Annotated in this window: 26 protein-coding genes and 3 tRNA genes; 13 read left to right on the top strand and 16 right to left on the bottom strand. The window is 70.3% G+C overall.

The genetic code is table 11. The features are described 5' to 3' along the window. Window positions 1-62: 62 nt before the first annotated feature. Window positions 63-350 (bottom strand): preprotein translocase subunit SecE, encoded by a 288-nt coding sequence (secE, locus tag GL259_RS23205; RefSeq protein ID WP_159535279.1) that lies wholly within the window; start codon window positions 348-350, stop codon window positions 63-65. A 108-nt stretch (window positions 351-458) separates the two neighbouring features. After that, window positions 459-531 (bottom strand) — tRNA-Trp (locus GL259_RS23200). A gap of 283 nt (window positions 532-814) precedes the next feature. Between GL259_RS23200 and GL259_RS23195 the strand changes: the two genes are divergently transcribed. Then, entirely contained in the window at window positions 815-2,041 is a 1,227-nt protein-coding gene (locus GL259_RS23195; protein ID WP_159535278.1) for a pyridoxal phosphate-dependent aminotransferase, read from the top strand. A gap of 121 nt (window positions 2,042-2,162) precedes the next feature. Then, window positions 2,163-3,203, top strand: coding sequence for an adenosine deaminase (locus GL259_RS23190; RefSeq protein ID WP_159535277.1), 1,041 nt, complete (start codon window positions 2,163-2,165; stop codon window positions 3,201-3,203). A gap of 19 nt (window positions 3,204-3,222) precedes the next feature. Here GL259_RS23190 and GL259_RS23185 read toward each other — a convergent pair whose 3' ends face one another. Beyond that, complete coding sequence (locus GL259_RS23185) at window positions 3,223-3,861, bottom strand: TetR/AcrR family transcriptional regulator (protein ID WP_159535276.1); 639 nt, start codon at window positions 3,859-3,861, stop codon at window positions 3,223-3,225. 106 nt (window positions 3,862-3,967) lie between these two features. Between GL259_RS23185 and GL259_RS23180 the strand changes: the two genes are divergently transcribed. Next, window positions 3,968-4,600 carry an NAD(P)H-binding protein gene (locus GL259_RS23180; protein WP_159535275.1) on the top strand — a complete coding sequence of 211 codons (633 nt, stop codon included), beginning with the start codon at window positions 3,968-3,970 and terminating at the stop codon, window positions 4,598-4,600. Window positions 4,601-4,676: 76 nt separating this feature from the next. Here GL259_RS23180 and GL259_RS23175 read toward each other — a convergent pair whose 3' ends face one another. The 9 genes from GL259_RS23175 to GL259_RS23135 form a co-directional block, all read right to left on the bottom strand. After that, window positions 4,677-5,732, bottom strand: a complete 1,056-nt coding sequence (locus GL259_RS23175) for a UDP-N-acetylmuramate dehydrogenase (protein WP_159535274.1) — start codon at window positions 5,730-5,732, stop codon at window positions 4,677-4,679. Window positions 5,733-5,847: 115 nt separating this feature from the next. After that, entirely contained in the window at window positions 5,848-6,228 is a 381-nt protein-coding gene (locus tag GL259_RS23170; RefSeq protein WP_159535273.1) for a DUF3291 domain-containing protein, read from the bottom strand. A 36-nt stretch (window positions 6,229-6,264) separates the two neighbouring features. After that, window positions 6,265-7,704: an MFS transporter gene (locus tag GL259_RS23165; RefSeq protein WP_159535272.1), complete on the bottom strand. Its 1,440-nt coding sequence runs from the start codon at window positions 7,702-7,704 to the stop codon at window positions 6,265-6,267. 90 nt (window positions 7,705-7,794) lie between these two features. Further along, window positions 7,795-8,364 (bottom strand): TetR/AcrR family transcriptional regulator, encoded by a 570-nt coding sequence (locus GL259_RS23160; RefSeq protein ID WP_208026506.1) that lies wholly within the window; start codon window positions 8,362-8,364, stop codon window positions 7,795-7,797. A 149-nt stretch (window positions 8,365-8,513) separates the two neighbouring features. Continuing rightward, window positions 8,514-8,942, bottom strand: coding sequence for a MaoC family dehydratase (locus GL259_RS23155; protein ID WP_159538896.1), 429 nt, complete (start codon window positions 8,940-8,942; stop codon window positions 8,514-8,516). A gap of 8 nt (window positions 8,943-8,950) precedes the next feature. After that, window positions 8,951-9,403, bottom strand: coding sequence for a MaoC family dehydratase N-terminal domain-containing protein (locus tag GL259_RS23150; protein WP_159535270.1), 453 nt, complete (start codon window positions 9,401-9,403; stop codon window positions 8,951-8,953). Between the two features lie 128 nt (window positions 9,404-9,531). Next, on the bottom strand, window positions 9,532-9,696 hold the full coding sequence (gene rpmG, locus GL259_RS23145) for a 50S ribosomal protein L33 (protein ID WP_003948671.1): 165 nt from the start codon (window positions 9,694-9,696) through the stop codon (window positions 9,532-9,534). A gap of 88 nt (window positions 9,697-9,784) precedes the next feature. After that, a tRNA-Met gene (locus GL259_RS23140) sits at window positions 9,785-9,857 on the bottom strand. A gap of 46 nt (window positions 9,858-9,903) precedes the next feature. Next, window positions 9,904-9,976, bottom strand: a tRNA-Thr gene (locus GL259_RS23135). A 314-nt stretch (window positions 9,977-10,290) separates the two neighbouring features. On the opposite strand from GL259_RS23135, the gene GL259_RS23130 reads away from it, so the two are divergent. Both GL259_RS23130 and GL259_RS23125 read left to right on the top strand, forming a co-directional pair. Next, on the top strand, window positions 10,291-11,556 hold the full coding sequence (locus GL259_RS23130) for an amidohydrolase family protein (RefSeq protein ID WP_159535269.1): 1,266 nt from the start codon (window positions 10,291-10,293) through the stop codon (window positions 11,554-11,556). A gap of 165 nt (window positions 11,557-11,721) precedes the next feature. Beyond that, window positions 11,722-12,378: an NAD(P)H-binding protein gene (locus tag GL259_RS23125; RefSeq protein WP_159535268.1), complete on the top strand. Its 657-nt coding sequence runs from the start codon at window positions 11,722-11,724 to the stop codon at window positions 12,376-12,378. Between the two features lie 28 nt (window positions 12,379-12,406). Here the strand turns inward: GL259_RS23125 and GL259_RS23120 are convergent, their stop codons facing one another. Both GL259_RS23120 and GL259_RS23115 read right to left on the bottom strand, forming a co-directional pair. Next, complete coding sequence (locus GL259_RS23120; RefSeq protein WP_159535267.1) at window positions 12,407-12,619, bottom strand: hypothetical protein; 213 nt, start codon at window positions 12,617-12,619, stop codon at window positions 12,407-12,409. A 167-nt stretch (window positions 12,620-12,786) separates the two neighbouring features. Continuing rightward, a complete protein-coding gene (locus GL259_RS23115; protein WP_243762369.1) occupies window positions 12,787-14,019 on the bottom strand; it encodes a DUF3578 domain-containing protein in 1,233 nt (410 codons plus the stop codon). 423 nt (window positions 14,020-14,442) lie between these two features. Between GL259_RS23115 and GL259_RS23110 the strand changes: the two genes are divergently transcribed. After that, window positions 14,443-15,390 (top strand): DNA-processing protein DprA, encoded by a 948-nt coding sequence (locus tag GL259_RS23110; protein ID WP_159535266.1) that lies wholly within the window; start codon window positions 14,443-14,445, stop codon window positions 15,388-15,390. A 1,214-nt stretch (window positions 15,391-16,604) separates the two neighbouring features. Here the strand turns inward: GL259_RS23110 and GL259_RS23100 are convergent. Continuing rightward, window positions 16,605-17,270, bottom strand: coding sequence for a YdcF family protein (locus GL259_RS23100; protein WP_159535264.1), 666 nt, complete (start codon window positions 17,268-17,270; stop codon window positions 16,605-16,607). After that, window positions 17,267-18,061, bottom strand: coding sequence for a GntR family transcriptional regulator (locus GL259_RS23095; RefSeq protein ID WP_159535263.1), 795 nt, complete (start codon window positions 18,059-18,061; stop codon window positions 17,267-17,269). The genes GL259_RS23100 and GL259_RS23095 overlap by 4 nt, the downstream gene beginning before the upstream one ends. 444 nt (window positions 18,062-18,505) lie before the next feature. Here GL259_RS23095 and GL259_RS23090 point away from each other — a divergent pair, with 444 nt between their 5' ends. Genes GL259_RS23090 through GL259_RS23060 form a run of 7 tightly spaced genes read left to right on the top strand, consistent with a single transcriptional unit; the run spans window position 18,506 to window position 20,955 of the window. Continuing rightward, window positions 18,506-18,775, top strand: coding sequence for a DUF6284 family protein (locus GL259_RS23090; RefSeq protein WP_159535262.1), 270 nt, complete (start codon window positions 18,506-18,508; stop codon window positions 18,773-18,775). After that, window positions 18,772-19,053, top strand: coding sequence for a DUF6303 family protein (locus GL259_RS23085; RefSeq protein WP_159535261.1), 282 nt, complete (start codon window positions 18,772-18,774; stop codon window positions 19,051-19,053). The genes GL259_RS23090 and GL259_RS23085 overlap by 4 nt, the downstream gene beginning before the upstream one ends. Then, window positions 19,050-19,910 carry a protein spdB gene (locus GL259_RS23080; RefSeq protein ID WP_159535260.1) on the top strand — a complete coding sequence of 287 codons (861 nt, stop codon included), beginning with the start codon at window positions 19,050-19,052 and terminating at the stop codon, window positions 19,908-19,910. Before GL259_RS23085 ends, GL259_RS23080 begins: the two co-directional genes overlap by 4 nt. Beyond that, window positions 19,910-20,266, top strand: coding sequence for an RRQRL motif-containing zinc-binding protein (locus GL259_RS23075; RefSeq protein ID WP_159538892.1), 357 nt, complete (start codon window positions 19,910-19,912; stop codon window positions 20,264-20,266). Before GL259_RS23080 ends, GL259_RS23075 begins: the two co-directional genes overlap by 1 nt. Further along, window positions 20,259-20,576 (top strand): hypothetical protein, encoded by a 318-nt coding sequence (locus GL259_RS23070; RefSeq protein ID WP_159535259.1) that lies wholly within the window; start codon window positions 20,259-20,261, stop codon window positions 20,574-20,576. The genes GL259_RS23075 and GL259_RS23070 overlap by 8 nt, the downstream gene beginning before the upstream one ends. Continuing rightward, window positions 20,573-20,752, top strand: a complete 180-nt coding sequence (locus tag GL259_RS23065) for a pRL2-8 (protein ID WP_159538890.1) — start codon at window positions 20,573-20,575, stop codon at window positions 20,750-20,752. The genes GL259_RS23070 and GL259_RS23065 overlap by 4 nt, the downstream gene beginning before the upstream one ends. A gap of 2 nt (window positions 20,753-20,754) precedes the next feature. Further along, entirely contained in the window at window positions 20,755-20,955 is a 201-nt protein-coding gene (locus tag GL259_RS23060; protein WP_159535258.1) for a hypothetical protein, read from the top strand. Window positions 20,956-21,076 lie beyond the last annotated feature (121 nt).

Here is a 21,076-nt window from a genome sequence, read left to right as displayed (position 1 = left end):
GATACAAGGGGTGGAACATGCGAAAAGGAGCGCCGGGTACCTCGGCGCTCTTCGCTCGCGGATCAGCCGAAGACGTACTTGGCGGCGTGACCGAGACCATAGTCGATCAAAGTGACCAGGCCGATCATGATGACCACGAAGATGATCACGGCCGTCGTGTACGACGTCAGCTGGTTGCGGGTCGGCCAGACAACCTTGCGGAGCTCCGCGACGATCTGGCGGTAGAAGAGCGCGAGGCGCTTCAGCGGGCCCTTCTTGGCGCGCTTGCCGCCCTTGCGGGCCTTCTTCTTGGAGTCCGGCGCCTCGTCCTGGGCATCAGGCATGTCGATGGAGCCCACGGCGTCCGTCACTCGTCCTCACCTGATTCCGGGTCGTGGCCGTGCCGCGCCCGGTCTGAGCCGCACGGCGGTGCATTGCTGTACGTACATGCGCACACATCCTGGCGAAGGTGTGTGTAGCAGGGCCGGAGGGACTTGAACCCCCAACCGCTGGTTTTGGAGACCAGTGCTCTACCAATTGAGCTACGACCCTTTGTGCGTCCCCCAACGTACCGCATCCCGGCGGGTGCTCGGTGTACACCCGATGAGCGCGGGCCGTTGAAGGCCAACGAGGTGAGAGTGTACGTGGTCCTGGGCCGGGCGTCGAACAGAAAGCTCCGGCGAGGGGCCCCGCCACCGGAGGATCGGCGGAAGTCCGCCCTGTCCGGCGGCTCACCGGCGGGTCGATCCGGACTGGTGTTCAGGGGTTTGCCCGATCCTGTTCAGTGGGTGAAACCCCCGTGCCGCGTGGGTTTCCGGTCTGAAACGATGGACTCATGAGCGCTGCAACCCCTCCCACCGAGCGCCGGGTCTCCGCCCGAGTCGGCGCGATCTCCGAGTCCGCCACCCTCGCCGTGGACGCCAAGGCCAAGGCCCTCAAGGCCGCCGGGCGACCGGTGATCGGCTTCGGCGCCGGTGAGCCCGACTTCCCGACGCCGGACTACATCGTCGAGGCCGCGATCGAGGCCTGCAAGAACCCCAAGTTCCACCGCTACACGCCGGCCGGCGGCCTGCCCGAGCTCAAGGCCGCGATCGCCGCGAAGACGCTGCGCGACTCCGGTTACGAGGTGGACCCCTCCCAGATCCTGGTCACCAACGGGGGCAAGCAGGCCATCTACGAGGCCTTCGCCGCGATCCTCGACCCGGGCGACGAGGTCATCGTGCCCGCCCCGTACTGGACGACGTACCCGGAGTCGATCCGGCTGGCCGGCGGTGTCCCGGTCGAGGTGGTCGCCGACGAGACCACCGGCTACCGCGTGAGCGTGGAGCAGCTGGAGGCGGCCCGCACCGAGAAGACGAAGGTCGTCCTCTTCGTCTCCCCGTCGAACCCGACCGGCGCGGTCTACGGCGAGGCCGAGACCGAGGCGATCGGCCGCTGGGCCGTCGAGCACGGCCTGTGGGTGCTGACCGACGAGATCTACGAGCACCTGGTCTACGGCGACGCCGTGTCCGTGTCCCTGCCCGCGCTCCTGCCCGAGCTGCGCGACAAGTGCATCGTGGTCAACGGCGTGGCGAAGACGTACGCGATGACGGGCTGGCGGGTCGGCTGGATCGTCGGCCCGAGGGACGTGGTGAAGGCCGCGACCAACCTCCAGTCGCACGCCACCTCGAACGTCTCCAACGTCGCCCAGGTGGCCGCCCTCGCCGCCGTCTCCGGCGGCCTGGACGCGGTCGCGAAGATGCGCGAGGCCTTCGACCGGCGCCGCCGGACCATCGTCCGGATGCTCAACGAGATCGACGGCGTGGTCTGCCCGGAGCCCGAGGGCGCGTTCTACGCCTACCCCTCGGTGAAGGCGCTGATCGGCAAGGAGATCCGGGGCAGGCGGCCGCAGGACTCGGTGGAGCTGGCCGCGCTCATCCTGGAGGAGGCCGAGGTCGCGGTGGTGCCCGGTGAGGCGTTCGGCACGCCGGGGTACCTGCGGCTGTCGTACGCGCTGGGCGACGAGGACCTCGTCGAGGGCGTGAGCCGGATCCAGAAGCTGCTGGCGGAGGCGCGGGACTGACGTCGTCGTTCCGCCGCGGGGCGTCCGGGGTCCTCCCGGGCGCCCCGTTCGTTCGTGCGGGCAAGACCACGAAAGGGGAAAGCGCTACCGGGACGGCGGGGACGTGCGGCAGGATCCTGCAATGGAACGTGTACGTGATGTCTCCGCGCTGCCGAAAGCCCATCTGCACCTGCACTTCACCGGGTCCATGCGGCCCGCCACCCTGCTGGAACTGGCCGACAAGTACGGCGTGCGCCTGCCCGAGGCCCTGACCGACGCGCTGACCAGCGGGGAGCCGCCGAGACTGCGGGCCACGGACGAGCGCGGCTGGTTCCGCTTCCAGCGGCTGTACGACGCCGCGCGCTCGTGCCTCAGGGAGCCCGAGGACATCCAGCGGCTGGTGCGGGAGGCGGCGGAGGAGGAACTGCGGGACGGCTCCGGCTGGCTGGAGATCCAGGTGGACCCGACGTCGTACGCGCCCCGGCTGGGCGGGCTGATCCCGGCGCTGGAGATCATCCTGGACGCGGTGGAGTCGGCGGCCCGGGAGACCGGGATCGGGATGCGGGTGCTGGTGGCCGCCAACCGGATGAAGCATCCGCTGGACGCGCGCACGCTGGCCCGGCTGGCGGTGCGGTACGCGGACCGGGGGGTCGTGGGGTTCGGCCTCTCCAACGACGAGCGGCGCGGGATGGCCCGCGACTTCGACCGGGCGTTCGCGATCGCGCGCGAGGGCGGTCTGCTGTCGGCGCCGCACGGCGGCGAGCTGACGGGGCCGGCGTCGGTGCGCGACTGCCTGGACGACCTGGAGGCGGACCGCATCGGGCACGGCGTGCGGGCGGCGGAGGATCCGCGGCTGCTGCGGCGGCTCGCGGACCGCCAGGTGACGTGCGAGGTGTGCCCGGCGTCGAACGTGGCGCTGGGCGTGTACGAGAAGCCCGGGGACGTGCCGCTGCGGACGCTGTTCGAGGCGGGCGTGCCGCTGGCGCTGGGGGCGGACGACCCCCTGCTGTTCGGCTCGCGGCTGGCGGCGCAGTACGAGATCGCGCGGCTCCACCACGGGTTCACGGACGCCGAGCTGGCGGAGCTGGCCCGGCAGTCGGTGCGGGGGTCGGCGGCACCCCAGGACGTGAGGGCGAAGCTGCTGGCGGGGGTGGACGAGTGGCTGGCGGCGCCGGTGGAGTGAGCCGTCGCCCCTTCCCCGGTCAGGGCGCGATGCCGGCCAGGAGGGTGCGGACCAGCCGTGCCGCGAAGGCGTCCGCCGGCGGGCGGCCGGCGTCGGACATGTCGTAGGCGAACGCCCGCTGGGCGCAGGCGCCGAGGAGCAGGGACGCGGCGGCGAAGGTGTCCGCGTCCGGGGAGACGCGGCCGAGGTCGCGTTCCGCGCGGAGGTAGGCCGCCAGGGACTCGATGGGCAGGTGCGGTCCGGACCCCATGGCCCGCACGGCGTCGTCGTGCCGGCGCTTGAGCTGGGTCTCGGCGTACAGGGACGCGGCGATCGGGAAGCTCTGCTCGTAGAAGAGGGCGGCCTGGCGGGCGATCTCGGTGAGGTTGTCCTCCAGGGTGCCCCGCCCGGGCTCGGCCACGAGGCTGCTCAGCAGCGGGTTCAGCCGCGGCAGCCGCTCCGTGAGGACGCGGATGAACAGCTCCTCCTTGCCGGTGAAGTGCTTGTAGAGCGCGGCCTCGGAACAGCCCGCCGCCCTGGCGATCTCCTTGGTGGTGGCGCGGGCGAGTCCCACGGTGAGCATGAGCCGGTGGGCGGCGTCGAGGATGCGTTCGCGGGCGGGCCCGGGGGCCGGCGGCTCCTCGGGCTGTCCGTGCTGCGCGGCCCCCAGGGATGTCATGGTCGCTCCCACTGGACTTGACGGGTGGGTGAGTACTTACTCACCCTAGAGGAGTCAGGAGTGAGTAAACACTCACCCACCCCCTGTCGAGGGACGGGAGCACGTCATGGACCTCACTGTTTTCGGCGCCACGGGAGGCATCGGGCAGGAGATCGTGCGCCAGGCACTGGCCTCGGGGCACCGGGTCACGGCGGTCGTACGGGACCCGGCGCGGCTGACCGTCACCGGCGACGCCCTGGAGGTGTTCCGCGCGGACCTGACCGATCCGGAGGCCGTGCGCCCCGCGGTCGCGGGCCGGGACGCCGTGCTGTCCGGGCTCGGCGCCCGCAGCCGCAGGGACGCCGGGGTGGCGGCCCGGCTGACCCGGACCGTGCTCGGCGCCATGGAGGCGGAGGCCACGCGGCGGCTGCTCGTGGTGAGCGCCGCCCCGGTCGGTCCGGAGCCGGAGGGCGCGGGACTGCTGGACCGGACCGTGCGCGGTGTCGTCTCGGCGGTGTTCCGGGACATCTACGCCGACCTGCGCGAGATGGAGGCCGCGGTGGCCCGCAGCGCCACGGACTGGACGGTCGTACGGCCGCCGCGCCTTCAGGACAAGCCGGTCAGCGGGGTGTACCGGACGGTCGTCGGGGGGTCCGTGGCGCGGGGCAACTTCGTGGGCCGGGCCGATGTGGCGCACGCGATGCTGGCGATGATCGGGGACGCGGCGACCGTGAAGCAGGGCGTGGGCGTGGCCTACTGAGCCCGGGCGCCCGGGGCCGCTCGGAGGCTCGGACACTCAAAGGCTCAGGGACTCAAAGACCCGGACGCTCAGAGGCTCAGAGGCTCACGCCGACGGTCACCGGCTCGTTGACCAGGGTGACGCCGAAGGCCTCGCGCACCCCGGCCACGACCTCGCGGGCGAGCGCCAGCAGGTCCTCGGTGGTCGCGTCGCCCCGGTTGGTGAGGGCGAGGGTGTGCTTGGTGGAGATGCGGGCCGGGCCGTCGCCGTAGCCCTTGGTGAAGCCCGCCTTGTCGATCAGCCAGGCCGCGGAGGTCTTGGTGCGGCCCTCCCCCGCCGGGTACGCGGGGGGCTCGGCGTCGGCGCCCAGTCGCTGCCGCACGCGCGCCCGGAAGGCCGCGAACTCCTCGTCGTCGAGGATCGGGTTGGTGAAGAAGGAGCCGGCCGACCAGGTGTCGTGGTCCTCGGGGTCCAGGACCATGCCCTTTCCGGCACGGAGCTTCAGGACCGTCTCGCGGGCCGTGGCCAGGGGGACGCGCTCGCCCGGTTCGACGCCGAGGGCGCGGGCCGTCTCGGCGTACCGGAGGGGACCGGAGAGGCCGCCGGCGTCCTCCAGGTCGAAGCGGACGCGCAGGACGACGTAGCGCTCGGGGTCGGCCTTGAAGCGGCTGTGGCGGTAGGAGAAGGCGCACTCCTCGTTCGTGAGGGTGACCGTCTCGCGGGCCCGGCGATCGTAGGCGACGACCTCGGTGATGGTGGAGGAGACCTCCTGCCCGTACGCGCCGACGTTCTGGATCGGGGTCGCGCCCGCCGAGCCGGGGATGCCCGCCAGGCACTCGACGCCGGCCAGCCCCGCCTCCACGGTGCGGGCGACGGCGTCGGTCCACACCTCTCCGGCCACGAGTTCCAGGCGCGTGCCGTCCAGGGCGAAGCCCCGGGTGGCGATGACGAGCGCGGTGCCGTCGAAGCCCTTGTCGCCGATGACCAGGTTCGAGCCGCCGCCGATGACCAGCAGGGGCGTACCGCCGTCGTCGGCCTCGCGGACCGCGGCGATCACCTCGTCGTCGGTCGTCGCGGTGACCAGGCGGGTGGCGGGGCCGCCCAGCCGGAAGGTGGTCAGCGGGGCGAGGGGGGCGTCGTGGAGTTCCTGCACGCGCTCAAGACTAAGGCCCCCGCCGGGCGGGACCGGCGGGGGCGGGGGCGTGCGTGCGGGGGTCGCGGTCCTCACGCGCGCGGGCGCACACGGCGGCTCGCACGCGCGCGTGCGCTCAGCCGAGGCGCCGTACGGCCTCGGCCCAGTCGACGGGGAGGTCGTCGCTCTTCGCCGTCCAGCCGGCGAACTTCGCCTCCCGCATCTGCCGGGCGAGGCTCCGGGACGCGGGTCCGTGCGGGCCGGAGCGGGCGAAGGCGCGGAGGGCCTCCGGGGACTCCCAGGCGGAGAGGGTCCAGAAGGTGCGCCGCAGCGGCTGCGCCTTCAGGGACGCCCCGTAGGCGCCGGGGGCCCTGCTCACCTGCCGCCACACCCCGGGCGTCTTCAGGAAGAACCGCAGGGCTCCCCACAGGGTGCGGGTCTCGAAGCGGGAGGCGAAGACGTGCACCTCGGTGTGGGGCGGCGGGGTGTTCGGGACGGTCCAGGGCAGGGTGGGCATGACGGGACTCCTTCCTCGCGGGCCGGTTCGGGGCGTTCAGGAGGCGTTCTCCAGGACCGGTCCGGCCGTGCGGGCGGCCGGGGGTCCGCTGGGACGGGCGGGCCTGCGGGCCGGTATGAGCAGGGCGGCGACTCCCGCGAGGGCGACCGCCGCGGAGCCGGTGATCAGCGCGGGGCGCATGCCGTCGACGAACGACCGGGCGGACTCGTAACCGCCCTGGGCCGAGAAGATCGACGCCATGACCGCGACGCCGAGGGCGCCGCCCACCTCGCGCAGGGCGTTGTTCGCGCCGGAGGCGACGCCCTGCTCCTTCGGCCGGACGCTGGACATCACCAGGTTGGAGGCCGGGGCGAAGAACAGGGCCATGCCGACGCCGCTGACGACCAGGCCGGGCAGCTGGACGGCGTAGGAGGCCCCGGCGGTCGCCACCACGGCCAGGTGGGCGAGGCCGAGGGCCTGGAGGAAGAGCCCGGCGGCGACGACCGGACGGCCGCCGACGCGGTCGGAGAGGATGCCGGCGACGGGGGCGACGAGCATCGGCATGCCGGTCCAGGGCAGCATCCGCAGGCCGGCCTCGGTGGGCGAGTAGCCGAGCACGCCCTGCATGTACTGGCTGAGCAGGAAGATCGAGCCGAACATGCCGAGGAACATCAGCAGGCTCGCCGCGTTGATGCCGGCGAAGGCACGGGAGCGGAACAGCCGCATCGGCAGCATGGGGTTCCTGGCGCGGGTGCTGTAGAGGACGAAGCCGACGAGCAGCGCCGGCCCGGCGAACAGACCGGTCAGGACGACGGTGCCGGTCCAGCCGTCGACGGGGCCGCGGACCAGTCCGTAGACGATGCCGAACAGGCCGCCGCTGGCGAGCAGGGTGCCGGGCAGGTCGAGCGGGGCGCCGGTGCCGTGGGACTCGGCGAGGCGCAGGCGGGCGAGCGGGATGAGGAGCACGCCCAGCGGGACGTTCAGCCAGAAGATCCACTGCCAGGAGATGTGTTCGGTGAGGCTGCCGCCGACGAGCGGTCCGCAGGCGACGGCGAGTCCGTTGACGGCGCCCCAGATGCCGTAGGCCGTCCCGCGGCGCGCCTCGGGCACGGCGGCCGTCAGCAGGGTGAGGGTGAGGGGCATCATGACCGCGGCCCCGGCGCCCTGGACCGCGCGGGCGGCGATGAGGGAGTCGATGCCGGGTGCCATGGCCGCGGCGGCGGACGCCACGGTGAAGACGGCGAGACCGGCGACGAAGAGCCGGCGGCGGCCGAAGCGGTCGCCGAGGGCCGCGCCGAACATCAGCAGGACGGCGAAGGTGAGCGTGTAGGCGCTCACGGTCCATTCGAGGTCGTGCAGGGCTCCGCCCAGGTCCTCGCGGATGGAGGGCAGGGCGGTGGTGACGACGAGGTTGTCGAGGGCCGCCATGAATCCGGCGACGCTGGTGATGACGAGTGCCCAGGCGGCTGATCCGCGGCGCTCGGTCTGCTGTGCCATCGCTCCCCCAGGAAACGGAAGATTCCGGTTAGTTATTGATGACTAACTTCTGCGGGCAGAAAAAGGGGACGTCACATCACCCTCCTGCCGTCAGCCCTCCGGCGGGCGCACGGGTCGCGCCGACGGGTGGAGCCCCTCCCAGATCGGGTGCTCCGGCGGGAACCCCATGGCCGTCACACAGTTGATGAGCATCCCGTACGCCATGAAGGTCGTCGTCTCGCCGACATCGGCCCCCAGCGCCAGGTGGACGGTGTCCCACAGCCGCAGCCAGCCGGCGCGCACCGATGCGCCGAACTCGTGGTCGCCCTCCTGCTCCGCGGCGGCCACGGCGAGATACGTCTGCATCTGCATCTGCATCACCTCGGGCCGTTCCGCGATGGTCCTCATGTAGGCGCTCGCCATGGCGTGCAGGGCCTCTTCGCCCTCCAGGCCCTCGGCGGCCTCCGTGAACATGCGGATGACGTCCTGCGAGCAGCGCTCCGACGCCGCCAGGAAGATGGCCTTCTTGCCCGGGAAGAGCCGGAAGAGGTACGGCTGCGAGACACCGACCCGCCTCGCGATCGCCTCGGTCGACGTGCCGTGGTAGCCGCCGCGCGCGAACTCGGCGGTCGCCGCGCGGATGACGCTCTCGCGCCTCTCCTCTGCGCTCATCCTGACCATGCCGCAAAGTTAGTGCTCAATCACTAACTACGTCAAGAGGGATCCGCGGACCCGGGGGCCTCGCCGGGAGGAAGTCCTCCGGCGCACGGAAGGGCGGGAGGGGCGCCTCCCCTCGGAGATCGCCCCTCCCGCCTTCTTCCGGTCCCGCGTCAGGCCAGCCGTACGACCGCCCGCGACATCCCCAGCACCTTCTGCCCGGCGCTGGTCGCCGTGAGGTCCACGCGGACCGTGTTGTCGTCGAGCTTGGCCGCGACCTTGCCGCTGACCTCGATGACGGCACCCTGCTCGTCGTTCGGGACGACGACCGGCTTGGTGAAGCGGACGCCGTACTCCACGACCGCGCCCGGATCCCCGGCCCAGTCGGTCACCACGCGGATCGCCTCGGCCATGGTGAACATGCCGTGCGCGATGACGTCGGGCAGACCGACCTCCTTGGCGAACTTCTCGTTCCAGTGGATGGGGTTGAAGTCGCCGGAGGCGCCCGCGTACCGGACGAGGGTCGCCCGGGTCACGGGGAACGTCTGCGCGGGCAGCTCGGTGCCGACCTCGACGTCGGCGTAGGAGATCTTCGCCGTCATGGTGTTGCTCACGCCTCCTCGGCCGCGCGGGCCACCAGCTTGGTCCAGGCGGTCACGACGTGCTCGCCGGCCTCGTCGTGCACCTCGCCGCGGATGTCCAGTATGTCGTTGCCCGCCATCGACTTGATCGACTCGATGGTCGAGGTGACCGTGAGCCGGTCGCCGGCCCGCACCGGACGGACGTAGGAGAACTTCTGGTCCCCGTGCACCACCCGGCTGTAGTCCAGCCCGAGCCGGGGGTCGGCGATGACCTGCCCGGCGGCCTTGAAGGTGATCGCGAACACGAAGGTCGGCGGGGCGATCACATCGGGGTGGCCGAGCGCCTTGGCGGCCTCCGCGTCCGTGTACGCCGGGTTGGCGTCCCCCACCGCCTCGGCGAACTCACGGATCTTCTCCCGGCCCACCTCGTAAGGCTCGGTGGGCGGGTAGGTCCGCCCCACGAAGGACTGGTCGAGCGCCATGCGCGCGGCACCTCCTGTGTCTGGTGTCATGAACCGGCGGTGGGCACGGGGACCACGGGCCGGCCGGTGAGGGAAACGACGCGAGGCCGTCCCCCGACTGCGGGGACGGCCTCGTGTACGAGCCTGATTTATCGCGTCTCGCGGTGCGCGGTGTGCGCGTTGCAACGCGGGCAGTGCTTCTTCATCTCAAGACGGTCCGGGTTGTTACGCCGGTTCTTCTTGGTGATGTAGTTCCGCTCCTTGCACTCCACGCAGGCCAGCGTGATCTTCGGGCGGACGTCGGTGGCAGCCACGTGAGTGCTCCTTGACGAACGGATGGACTTGATTAACGCAAGAAGAGTAGCCGATCGAAGGACCGACCCCGCAATCGGCTACTGTCTGTAGCGGTGACCGGACTTGAACCGGTGACACAGCGATTATGAGCCGCTTGCTCTACCGACTGAGCTACACCGCTTTGATGCGATCGGGCCCCGCCTTGCGGCGGGAACCTCACACACCAGAGCCCCAAAACGGAATCGAACCGTTGACCTTCTCCTTACCATGGAGACGCTCTGCCGACTGAGCTATTGGGGCGAGCGATGAAGACATTACACGGTCAGCGGCCGTTCGCCCAAATCCGTTTCGGGCCCCTGTCGCGCACCGTCCCCCGGCCCTCCCACCGGTCCCGCGGTGCGGACCCCCTCCCACCGGTCCCGCGGCGCGGACCCTTCCGGCGGCCACGCGGTACCCGTCCGGCGCGCACCGCGCACACGGCGGACCACACCGGTACGACTATTGCGCTCCTCCCGGCGGGGAACGGGCCACCGCCCTAGGCTCGAATCACTCTGCGTGATCTTGCCGCAGCGTGATGCGCGTCCTCCGCGCGCGGCCCGAGCCCCAGGAACGCGATGCCCGACAGCCAGCCGCAGCCACCGCCCCACCCGCCGTCCTCGTCGCCGCTCGCGGGTCCGGCCGACCCGGCCCCGCTCCTGCTGTGCGGCGCGCGGCTCACCGACGGGCGGACCGTGGACGTGCGGCTGGACGGCGGGCGCATCGAGGCGGTCGGTACGGCCGGCAGCCTGGCGGCGGACGGCACGCGCGCGTGCGGCACCCGGGTCGACCTCACCGGCTACCTGCTCCTGCCGGCCCCGGCCGAGCCGCACGCCCACGCCGACACGGCCCTGTCCGCCGACACCGGCGGCCCCGTCTCCCACGACCCCCGGGACGTCCAGCGCCGGACGGCGCAGGCCGCGCTGCTCCAGCTCGGGCACGGGGCGACGGCGCTGCGGGCCCACGTGCGGGTGGGCGACGTGGCCGGACTCGGCGCGCTGACCGCCGTACTGCGGGCCCGGCGTTCACTGCGCGGGCTGACCGAACTGACCACGGTGGCCATGCCCCGGCTGCTGACCGGGGTGGCCGGGGCGGACGGCCTCGCGGTGCTGCGGGACGCGGTGAAGATGGGCGCGTCCGCGGTGGGCGGCTGTCCGGATCTCGACCCCGACCCCACGGGGTACGTGGAGGCGGTCCTGGAGGTCGCCTCCGAGCACGGCTGCCCCGTCGACCTGCACACGGACGCCGACGACCCCGCCCGCCTGGCCCGGTTCGCGGTGATGGCCGGCGGGCTTCGGCCGGGGGTGACCCTGGGCCCGTGCGGCGGCCTCTCCCGGCTCCCCGGCGAGGTCGCCGCGCGGACCGCGGACCAGCTCGCGGCGAACGGGGTGACGGTGGTGTGCCTCCCGCAGGGCGGCTGCGGCGGCGCCGACCGCCGGGACACGCCTCCGGTGCGGCTGCTGCGCTCGGCGGGCGTGCGGGTGACCGCCGGGAGCGGTGCCCTGCGGGACGTGTCGAACCCCGTGGGCCGCGGCGATCCGCTGGAGGCGGCGTACCTGCTGGCCTCACGCCACGGGCTGCCCGCGGAGGACGCCTACGACGCGGTGAGCGCGTCCGCGCGGGCCGCCCTGGGACTGCCCGAGGTGCGCGTGGAGGCGGGTTTCCCGGCCGAGCTGCTGGCCGTGCGCGGTGACCGGCTCTCCGGGGCGCTGTCGCTGGCGTACAGCCGCGTCGTGGTGCACCAGGGGCGGGTGGTGGCGCGGACGAGCGCGGTGCGGGAGTACTGCGGTCCGGCGGCGGTGGATCCGGGGCTGCCGCGGCAGGGGCGGGGCCAGGCGTTCTGAGGCCGCCTCAGCCCGTCACGGGGCGAGGACGCCGGCGCGCGGGGAGGATGCGGGCAGGAGGAAGGGCGCCGGGGGCGCAGCCGCCGGGGGCGGGCCGCCGGGGCAGACACCGGGATCGCGGGAGTCGTGCGGCGGATGCGGTCGTCCCGGCGTACGGTCGAAGGCATGCGCATTGTCATCGCTGGTGGTCATGGTCAGATCGCGCTGCGCCTCGAACGGCTGCTCGTGGCGCGCGGGGACGAGGCGGCGGGGATCATCCGCAAGCCCGAACAGGCCGACGAGCTGCGGCAGCTGGGCGCCGAACCGATCGTGCTCGATCTGGAGTCGGCCTCGGTGGAGGAGGTCGCGGAGCGGCTGGCGGGCGCGGACGCGGCGGTGTTCGCGGCGGGAGCGGGCCCGGGCAGCGGGGCGGAACGCAAGGAGACGGTGGACAAGGCGGCCGCGGTCCTCTTCGCCGACGCGGCGGTCCGCGCGGGCGTACGGCGCTTCGTGATCGTGTCGTCCATGGGCGCGGACCCGGCGCACGAGGGGGACGAGGTCTTCGACGTGTACCTGCGCGCCAAGGGCGAGGCGGACGCGTACGTACGCGGCCTGGACGCCCTGGACTGGACGATCCTGCGCCCCGGCATGCTCACCGACGACGCCGGCACCGGCCTGGTCCGCCTGGAGGCCCGCACGGGCCGCGGCCCGATCCCGCGCGACGACGTGGCCGCCGTCCTGGCGGAGCTGGTGGACACCCCCGCGACGGCCGGCCTGACCCTGGAGCTGATCAGCGGTCCCGCGCCGGTGTCGGTGGCGGTGAAGTCGGTGGCGGGCAACTGAGCGAGGGCTCCGGCGGCCCCGGAGGGCCTCAGAAGAGGGGCATCTGTCCCGGGAACTCCGGAACCGCGTAACCGCCCAGCGAGGGCTGCTCCGGGCCCGGCCGGGCCTGCCTGCGCGACCCCGGACACGAGGTCAGCTCCCCGCTCCCCCGCGCGCCGGGCGGGTCGTGGCGCGCGTACCGTCCGGCGACGACGGCGATCTCGCGGCGGCACTCGGGACAGGGTCTGCGACGGGACGACATGGAGCCAGTGTGCCCCGGGGCCTGCGCCCGGGGGCACGGGGAAGAAGGCGCGCGCGGAAGAGTGCGTACACGAAAAACCCCCTCCGTTCCGCGTTTCCGCGGGACGAAGGGGGTTTCTCAGTGTGGCGGCGCCAGGATTCGAACCTGGGAAGGCTGAGCCGGCAGATTTACAGCGGGCTCCTTCCACCATCTGCGGCCTGCGGTTCTCCCTGCGCCTGCCGCTGCTGGGGGACACCTGGGGGAAACAGGCCCTGCTCCCCGACCACGTCGCCGGACGACTGCCTGCCCACCTGGGTTCGATACGCGTACGAGATCACCGTGAGATCTGCGTCTTCCACGGCCCACGGTGACGTGCAGTGGAGGACACCCCCCGAAGTCGCCGGCTCCTCCCCCGTACGGTCCAGCTCGATCGAGTGCACGACGACCAACGCGTTGTCGGGGTAGTACTTCCGCTGCTTCTCGACTTCGGCACGGGTGAGAATCACCTCCAGCCCTGCGGAGGTCGTTCCCTTGACCTCGACGTGCAGCCGTCGTTCGCCCCTTGTGAGCAGGAGGTCGAAGGACTCTTTGTCGCCGACGTCCTTGACTTTCCACCCTTGCGCCTCGAAGTGCTCGGTGGCCATGCCGACGCTGTGCCGCTCGATAGCTCGCCGCTCACCGGACGTGAGCAGGAAGCCCTGTCCCGCCCTGCGCGGCCGCGCGCCGCCCGGGGTGCGCCGTCCGGCGGTCTTCGCCGCACTCTGCTCGGCCTCTAGCACCTCTGGAGTCGGGTCCCCGGGGATGTAAGGGGTCAGCCGCTCTGCGGCGTACAGGATGCCGAGCAGTCCGGTCATAAAGAGGAGGTCTTCCAGCAGGATCTTCTGCGGGGGCAGGTGCTCTCGCTCGTACTCAATGGCCAGCACATTTCCAGGACCGTAGCCCCGTCCCAGGGGTGTCCGAGCGTCCAGTTCGATGGTCTCGTGGAGGTCTGGGCGCTCGGCTGTAGCTTCCGCCAGTAGCGGCCGGGCCCAGTCGACGCGGGCCCGGAGGTCTTCGACCCTGCGTGCCTTGAACACGCCTCCCGTCCAAATCGTCGTCCCTTGATTCAGAGACAGGTAGACCCGTCGACCAGAGGCGCTGAACAGGTAGACCACATACCACCCGGTGGTTGAACTGGGCGACTGCTCGCGCCCGAACACTCGAACCCACGGGATCTCCGACTTCAGCCCCGTACCGTCACGCCCCTCGACACCGAGGTCACTGGGCGGAACCCCGAGCGCGGCAGTCAGCCGGGGCTTGGCCTCCCTCAAGAGATCGGGCAGGTGCTGTCGGATGATGGCGCCTCGCTTCTTCATCTCTTCCGTGTTCGTCGCCGTCCAAGACGGCTGAAGCTCAAGGACCTTGCTCAGGAGATCATCCACGCGGCGCAGCGTAACTCCGAGCACCGACAACGCACTTTGCCGCGACTACGGGGCACGCGGTGGGCAGGGGTGTGCTTACAGCCCTCCAAGGATCACCTCCCCGCTGGGCGGTCTGACCAGCGCAGACAACAACCCACTCCCTCCCTGATCCCGTTGCCGTCCGCACCCGAGGTTCTGACCGCGGCACCGCCTTGCACCAGTGAGCCCGCATGCCGTGCGTGCCATGGCATGTCATGAGAGCACTTGACAAGGCCGTGGCCGTCAACTCTGGTGCCTCTCCATCGTCATGGCCTACCAGGCATTTCCCGTCTTTACCTTCCAAACGGTGGAGAGGGCATCGTTGCACCCCCTACTCTGGGGTAGTACGACCCGTCAGCCGAACTGATCCTTCGAACAGTGATCTTTGAGTAGAAGGAGCACCAAGTGATCACCGATGGCCAGATGCGCCTCTTGGCGCTTTGCTCGATTCGCGTAGAAGGTAAAAGCGTCGACTGGGCCCTCATCGCCCGATGCGCCCTCAAAGGCCACCTTGACGCCCTATGCGACGGGAACATTCCCGAGGAATCACCAGCGGCAAGGAAATCTCTACCCATCCTGCGCCATGGCCTCCGCACTCCTCTCAGCGAACACACCTCCCGCATCGACGAGGAGCTTCGCTTGGCGGAAAAGGTTGGAGCCAGGCTAACTACTGTGCTCGACAACAGCTATCCCGAGAACCTTCGCAGCCTCCAAGACCTCCCACCCTTCCTGTTCTTCCGGGGTGACCTGAACGCAGAGGCCGATAGGCGCGCAGTGGCTGTAGTCGGCACTCGGGACGCGTCAGAGATCGGATTGTCGCGAGCCAAAAGGGTAGCGCGAGAATTGGGCGAGGCCGGATTCACCATCTCATCTGGTCTCGCGCGCGGCATCGATACTGCCGCGCACAAAACAGCATTGCATTTCGAGCGTCGCACTCTCGCCGTCCTGGGTACCGGGATCACACGTTGTTACCCCAAAGAAAATGCCGGACTCCTGGAGGAAATCGCACAATCGGGAGTCGTCCTGTCTCAGTTCTGGCCGTCCCGCTCTCCTGGCAGGGACACCTTCCCAAGGAGAAACCACGTCACGTCTGGAATTAGTCTGGGCAGCGTAGTGATCGAAGCCTCCCGAACTTCCGGAGCTAAAATGCAGGCGCGTGTCGCCTCCGAGCAGGGACGGCATGTCTTACTGCTGCGTTCGCTGGTGGATACACAGGAGTGGGCCCGCAAGATGGTGGAAGCCGGCCGAGCAACGATCGTAGACAGCACCGCCCAGATAATCGAACGCCTGCACGACTCGCGCCCATCTCATCGCGAACCCCTTACGGAGCAGTTGCGCCTCGACGTAGAGTGATCTACAGCGCTCTCTCTGTAGCCGACTGAGGGGTTCAAGGGGTCATCTGTGTCGTATCGCCGCTTCGTCCGCCCGACCCGCGAGAACTGGACCGTAGACCAGTGGGTGACATGGCTGAAGAGCCAGGACTTCACTCCGTCTGTCACTCCGTCGGAAGTAGGCGTGTGTGCAATCTGCCGCGCCCCTACCCCTGTAGGGTCTCAGGGCACCCATTTCGCGCGGTGCTTCCCGTGCAATAGCCAATACTCCACGGTCCTCACCGGCTTCATACCCATATGCTACTCAGTGCACGGTGGGCTTGAAGGGGCATTGTGGCGAGTCAAGAATGAAGAATCGAGCGGGTGGCTCCAGTTACCTCTTGCGTCCCTCCTGTGGGCATTCTTGGATAGCCATCTCAAGTGCATCGAGGATGCATACGGCGGGTCATTCGACATGGGCGTCACAGTTCCTTCTTCTAAACAGCGGAATGGCATCAATCACCTCGACGCCCTCTTGTCCTGCATAAAGAAATGGCCCGTGGCGTGGAGGCAGGGTGTTTTGACCAAGGCGCGCAGCGAGTCTGCCGCCGAGCGACGTCAACGAATAGTTCCGGACCTATTCGTCGCCGATCCGAGTGTCAACGGTAAAAGAATCCTCCTTCTAGACGACACCTTTACGTCTGGCGGCACCATGGCCAGCGCTGCACACGCTTTACGTGACGCTGGCGCAGCCCGCGTCATTGGCATCGCTTTCGGTCGGCAACTCAATGCGAATCGTGAAGAGGCGCGAGACCTCTTAGCAGAGCTTCCCCGACGGTCCCTTGATCTAGAGACGTGCCCCGTGCACGGTCTGTCCGATTTCGATCTTTTCTTGATGGGTGGATAATCAACACCTGCTATGCGGCCGCTATGCGTACCGGCCCCGATGGTCTCGCAGGTGCATACATCTTGTACTTACTCGACTCGCCACATCCATCCCCACCAGTTGTCTTTGAAGTGTTAACTAGCCTTGCAGTAGAAGGTTCTGGATGGCCAGCGAATAGCAAAGATCCGCTTGGAAACCAGGCAAGGGATCACGTGCTGTCCCATGCATTACCGGAACGGTTTTCAAGACCGGCCGGTTTCCCGCGCATCCATCCCGTGTGACCTGCGCTTATCGCTCCGCAGAGCGTGCGTGACGCCTCAGCTTGGTCAGAGGTTGGCCACAGCGGGTCTCACAAGGCTCCCGTAACGCCGTCACTTCCGCTCTGCGGTGTCTGCCACGAGTCGGCTCGTGAACCCGGCGTCGCGCAGGCGCTCGTACGCTGCGGCCACGTCGTCGGGTACGCGCTGCTCAATCATGAATCCCTGCTGCGGATAGATCATGAGCCGCTGCTGCGCGCCGGCCAACATGTCGATGACCAGACGTGCGTCTCCGATCGAGTCGACGTAGTCAGCCAGGGTCATAGGTGTGGACGCGCTGACCCACTCGATTTCGGGCCACAGTTTGCGTGCGGTCGCGTAGGCCCGTCGTTCCTCGTACGGCTTGCTGACCAGCAGGACGGACGACACAGCGGCCCGGTGCTCTTCGAGGAGTGCGCGAGAGAAGCGGATGTTCTCTCCTGTGTTCCGGGCCCGCGGTTCAACGAGGATGACATCGGCCGGCACTCTCAGTTCCATCGCCCGCTCGCGGTAGTGCTCAGCCTCGCCGCGCGGCATGCGGTCGCGTGTAGTGCGGCTGGTCGCCCCGGTGAAGACGATCAGCGGCATCATGCCCCGGTGGTAGAGATCAGCAGTTGTGTCCGCGACTCCGAGGTCATGACTGCCGAGTCCGATCGCGACAGAGCATGGGCGTAGTTCATGCCTCATCTGCTGAAAGTCCCAGAGCCGTTGAGCGTCGGCCCATGCCTGTGCTGAGATCACTTGCTCTCGCCCTCCGCTTTCGCTGAGTCGGGGACCTTGAAGTCGTACGTCCAGGAGAAGCGCGTCGCCGCGTGAACGCCGATCGCGAACTCCACCACGGTGCCGTCGGCCGTGTACGTCGTCCGGTGCAGCTCCACCACCCATTCGCCCGGCGCAAGTTGTAGGAGCTGGACTTCGTCCGCCGTGGGGATGCGCGCGAACAGCGTCTCCTGCATGTGGTCAATCTCGTACCCGGCGTCGTACAGGACACGGAAGCCACCCCCCCGGCCGGCGGGCCCCGGCGTCGGATCGACGATGCGCGTCCCTTCCACGTGCTCGGGGCGGTAGTAGCTGGTCAGCGTGTGCGTTGGCTGTGAGCCTTCCTTGACCACGCGTGCACGTGCGTAGACCTCCGCGCCTTCCGGCAGACCGTGCGCCTGGGCGACGACGGCCGACGCCGGCACACGGTTGACGGTCTGGGTCTGTTCGTTCCGCTTGTACGTACGTCCGGACGCCACGCGGTCCGCGATGAACGCCACTTCATCGCCGTCCCGCCACTTGGCCTTGTCGTAGCGCGCGATGCCGAGCCGCTTGAGCGGTGCCCGCTCACGGACGACCGTGCCGTGTCCGCGCGATGACGTGACCAGCCCTTCGGCCTCCAACGCCTTGTAGGCCGCATGGACCGTGGACTTCGAGCCTTCGCCCGCTTCCACCAGGTCCCTGATCTGCGGCAACTGGGCACCGGGCGCGTACTCGCCGTTCCTGATCTGTTCGGCCAGTCGGTCCGCAAGCTCCCGCCACTTGGGCGCCATGCAGCACTCCTCTCGACATCGACCAGTGAAACACAGTCCCAGGACTGTTGACAGTCCTGGGACTGTGCGTCATGGTCTTACTGAACGGCTCGCAGTCCTAGGACAGCGAGCCCAGAGCGTCCCTATTGGGCTGCTCCTATGCCGCCCGGAGGGCTCCGTGAAAAGGGCTCGAAGGAAGCGCAAGCGCCTTGAGAACTTCACACAGGGAACTGCCGGTAACCCGTGGTCCGCCTGCCCGAAGGGGTCGGAAACAAGGCGGAGAAGACCGGCGTGCCCCGTACGGCAACCCGACCGGTTCGAGACCGGTCCGGGGCACTTCGGCCGCTGCTCAGCGGCCATGCCGCGCCTGATGCGCGGCTTCACCAACAACGGCGCGCGGCCCCGGGTCTAGCCACCCGGGACCGCTATTCGGGCCGTTTCACCTGCAAGGGAGAGCCACGACCCATGGACCACATCGTCACTGTTCAGGACGCTGTTACCGCGTTCGCCGACTTCATGGAGCCGACGAACGCCGAGCTGGACATGATCGAGCGGGAGATGCCCGTCATCCTGGCGGACATCGAGCTGCTGGACGCGCAGATCGTCACCCTGGACCGCACGCCGACCGAGCTGGACGCCCGCCGCATCCGCCGGGCCCGCCGCCGCGCACTCGCCGCCCGCGTCGCCCTGCTCAACCGCACCCCGGCCGCAAGCCTGCCCGGGGGTGCGGCGTGAAGACGCTGACCGCGCAGATGTCGAGCGACGGCAGCGCGTGGCGCCTGTACGTCGTGCTGTACGGAGTGCCGGACTGGCCCACCTTCCGGTGGGAGCGGTCCGGGCCGGTGCCCACCGGGGCGGAGCGGCGGGCGGCGTTGGCCGCCCTCGGCTACGAGGTGGCGCCGGGTGCGGCGTGGTCCTGGACGGAGGACAGCCGGGACCTCTTCGACGACTCCACTCCGGTCGTCCTGATCGCGGCCGTGGACGTGCGCGAGCAGGAAGGGGCCACCGCATGAGGGCGAAGACCGTTCTGCCGGCCGTCGCGATGACGGCCGTGTCCATGGTGCTCACCCTGGCCGTGGTGGTGATGTGGCTCGGTGGGGCGGTGCCGTGGCCGGTCGCCGTGGTCGTCGGTCTGGGCATCGACGGGGGTTGGTTGGCCACCCTCGCCTACGAACGCCGGCTCGCCGCCCAGGGCGACCACAACCGGGCGGTGACCGCCGTCGGCTGGTCCTTCGGACTCATCGCCACCGGGGTCCTGGTCGCACACGCCCTGACCGCGGAGCACTCCGCCGGGGCGTGGCTGGCCGTGGCGTGGCTGCCGATCGCGGCCAAGGCCCTGTGGCTCGTGCATGGCCTGTGGGAGCGCACCGCGCTTACCCCGCTCGCGCTGGATGCGATCCGGGGTATCCAGCAGGAGGCGCGCGATGAGGCGGCCGTGGCCCGCGCCCGGCTACGGGCGGAAGCGGCCACCGAGGAGACCCGGCTGACGGCCGTGACGGAGGCCGGGGCCCGCGTCGCCCGCGTCCAGGCACGGACCGCGCAGACGCTCTCTTCCGCGTGGTCGACGCTGGAGACGGCCCGCGCCGGCGAGGAGACCGGCAGGGCGCTCACCAGCGTGACGAGCCGCGTCACACCCGGTGTCACACCCCGCTGGGAGCTCCCCGTGTGGGGCCCGACCGAGCCGGTTGCGGCCCGCTCGCTGGAGGCCGCGCCCGCGCTCACCGATGACGCGCTGGACGTCATCGTCGACGAGATCCGCACCAGCGAAACCCCCGCCCTGTCATATCGGGAGATGGCCGCCCGGTTCCGGGCCGCCGGGCACTCCGCCTCCGAGGTCCGCCTTCGGGCCGCGTGGAAGCGGGTCGCGTGATGGGGGCGCTGCCGGTGTACCGGTGGCGGCTCGCCCCGGACGGCTACGCCACCCGCCGCCAGTTGCGCGCCCTCGGACTACGCCCCGGCGGGCAGGACGTGGCCGCACAACTCGAACGCCCCCGCCGCCGGCGCGGCCCGCTGGTCGCCTACCTCTACCGCGTCGACCTCGCCAAACCGGTCCGGCCCATGACCCCGGCCCGCAGGGCGGCACTGGCCAAGGCGAACACCGCCCGCCGCACCTGCCCCGCCTGCCGGCATGACGCCGGATACGTCATCCCCGCCGCGCTCGGTACCTGCGTGCCCTGCGCCTACCCCGGCCCGCACGGGCCGGAAGGGAGTACCCGTCATGAGTAACGCCGACCTGCGCCGCCTGGACCGCGAGATCCGGGTGACCACGAAGAAGCTGGAGGCCGTGCGGCGGGGGGAGGTGTGGCCGTTGAACGGCCGCGAGCGTCGCGCCCTGGCCCGCGCCGTCACCACCGGCGCTTACCGCACCCTGCGGGGCCGCAGCGCCGGCCGCGCGGAGCAGCAGATCGAGTCCACCGGGTCGGCCGCCGAGATGCGGCTGACCGCCGAGCTGTCCGCGCTGCACGGCGAGCGGCAGCGGCTCATCACCGAGGCCGCCCGCGCCAAGGCGGCCAAGAAGTCGAACGGGTGGTGGTGACCGTGGCCAAGCCGCTGGAGACGCCGCCGGGTGAGTGCCCGCAGTGCTGGCAGCACGCCCACGACCGGCGCATCCACCGCAAGCTCAAGCCGCGCGAGGACTGCCCGCAGTGCGTGGACCACATGGTCAACGGCTGCCCCTGCCTGGCGCCCAAGCAGTCGAAGGGGTGGTGGTGACCATGGCGCGCATCACCGGCAAGGCCCAGCCGGTCCTGGACGCGCACTTTCACTGCCCCGACTGCGGGCCGCTCGTCTTCGGCGTGACCCGGGCCGTCTGCGGACAGGTGATCCCGACCCCGGTCGTCGGCGACGGCCCGGAGCGCAAGTGCCCGGCCTGCAAGGCGGCACGGCGCGCCCACCAGGCCGGCCACCGCCGCTGACCCCCCTTCGGGCACCGGCGCACTGCCCGCCCTGAGGCCTCACCCGCGCGTTCTGCCACCCCGGGGTGGCCGCCTCTTTCCACGGACACGGCCACCCCGGCTCTTCCTTTACTCCCGCCCC

The organism is Streptomyces sp. Tu 3180 (assembly GCF_009852415.1).
In the GTDB taxonomy this organism is placed as follows: Bacteria; Actinomycetota; Actinomycetes; order Streptomycetales; family Streptomycetaceae; genus Streptomyces.
The sequence above is the reverse complement of the archived record's forward strand: the minus strand, read 5'-3'. Positions and strand labels throughout refer to the sequence as shown.

What these genes read in the sequence shown, in the direction of transcription:
- GL259_RS23195 (WP_159535278.1), top strand. Translation starts at nt 815, where the DNA reads ATGAGCGCTGCAACCCCTCCCACCGAGCGCCGGGTCTCCGCCCGAGTC.
- GL259_RS23190 (WP_159535277.1), top strand. Translation starts at nt 2,163, where the DNA reads ATGGAACGTGTACGTGATGTCTCCGCGCTGCCGAAAGCCCATCTGCAC.
- GL259_RS23185 (WP_159535276.1), bottom strand. Translation starts at nt 3,861, where the DNA reads ATGACATCCCTGGGGGCCGCGCAGCACGGACAGCCCGAGGAGCCGCCG.
- GL259_RS23180 (WP_159535275.1), top strand. Translation starts at nt 3,968, where the DNA reads ATGGACCTCACTGTTTTCGGCGCCACGGGAGGCATCGGGCAGGAGATC.
- GL259_RS23170 (WP_159535273.1), bottom strand. Translation starts at nt 6,228, where the DNA reads ATGCCCACCCTGCCCTGGACCGTCCCGAACACCCCGCCGCCCCACACC.
- GL259_RS23165 (WP_159535272.1), bottom strand. Translation starts at nt 7,704, where the DNA reads ATGGCACAGCAGACCGAGCGCCGCGGATCAGCCGCCTGGGCACTCGTC.
- GL259_RS23160 (WP_208026506.1), bottom strand. Translation starts at nt 8,364, where the DNA reads ATGGTCAGGATGAGCGCAGAGGAGAGGCGCGAGAGCGTCATCCGCGCG.
- GL259_RS23155 (WP_159538896.1), bottom strand. Translation starts at nt 8,942, where the DNA reads ATGACGGCGAAGATCTCCTACGCCGACGTCGAGGTCGGCACCGAGCTG.
- GL259_RS23150 (WP_159535270.1), bottom strand. Translation starts at nt 9,403, where the DNA reads ATGGCGCTCGACCAGTCCTTCGTGGGGCGGACCTACCCGCCCACCGAG.
- GL259_RS23130 (WP_159535269.1), top strand. Translation starts at nt 10,291, where the DNA reads ATGCCCGACAGCCAGCCGCAGCCACCGCCCCACCCGCCGTCCTCGTCG.
- GL259_RS23125 (WP_159535268.1), top strand. Translation starts at nt 11,722, where the DNA reads ATGCGCATTGTCATCGCTGGTGGTCATGGTCAGATCGCGCTGCGCCTC.
- GL259_RS23120 (WP_159535267.1), bottom strand. Translation starts at nt 12,619, where the DNA reads ATGTCGTCCCGTCGCAGACCCTGTCCCGAGTGCCGCCGCGAGATCGCC.
- GL259_RS23095 (WP_159535263.1), bottom strand. Translation starts at nt 18,061, where the DNA reads ATGGCGCCCAAGTGGCGGGAGCTTGCGGACCGACTGGCCGAACAGATC.
- GL259_RS23090 (WP_159535262.1), top strand. Translation starts at nt 18,506, where the DNA reads ATGGACCACATCGTCACTGTTCAGGACGCTGTTACCGCGTTCGCCGAC.
- GL259_RS23080 (WP_159535260.1), top strand. Translation starts at nt 19,050, where the DNA reads ATGAGGGCGAAGACCGTTCTGCCGGCCGTCGCGATGACGGCCGTGTCC.
- GL259_RS23075 (WP_159538892.1), top strand. Translation starts at nt 19,910, where the DNA reads ATGGGGGCGCTGCCGGTGTACCGGTGGCGGCTCGCCCCGGACGGCTAC.
- GL259_RS23070 (WP_159535259.1), top strand. Translation starts at nt 20,259, where the DNA reads ATGAGTAACGCCGACCTGCGCCGCCTGGACCGCGAGATCCGGGTGACC.
- GL259_RS23060 (WP_159535258.1), top strand. Translation starts at nt 20,755, where the DNA reads ATGGCGCGCATCACCGGCAAGGCCCAGCCGGTCCTGGACGCGCACTTT.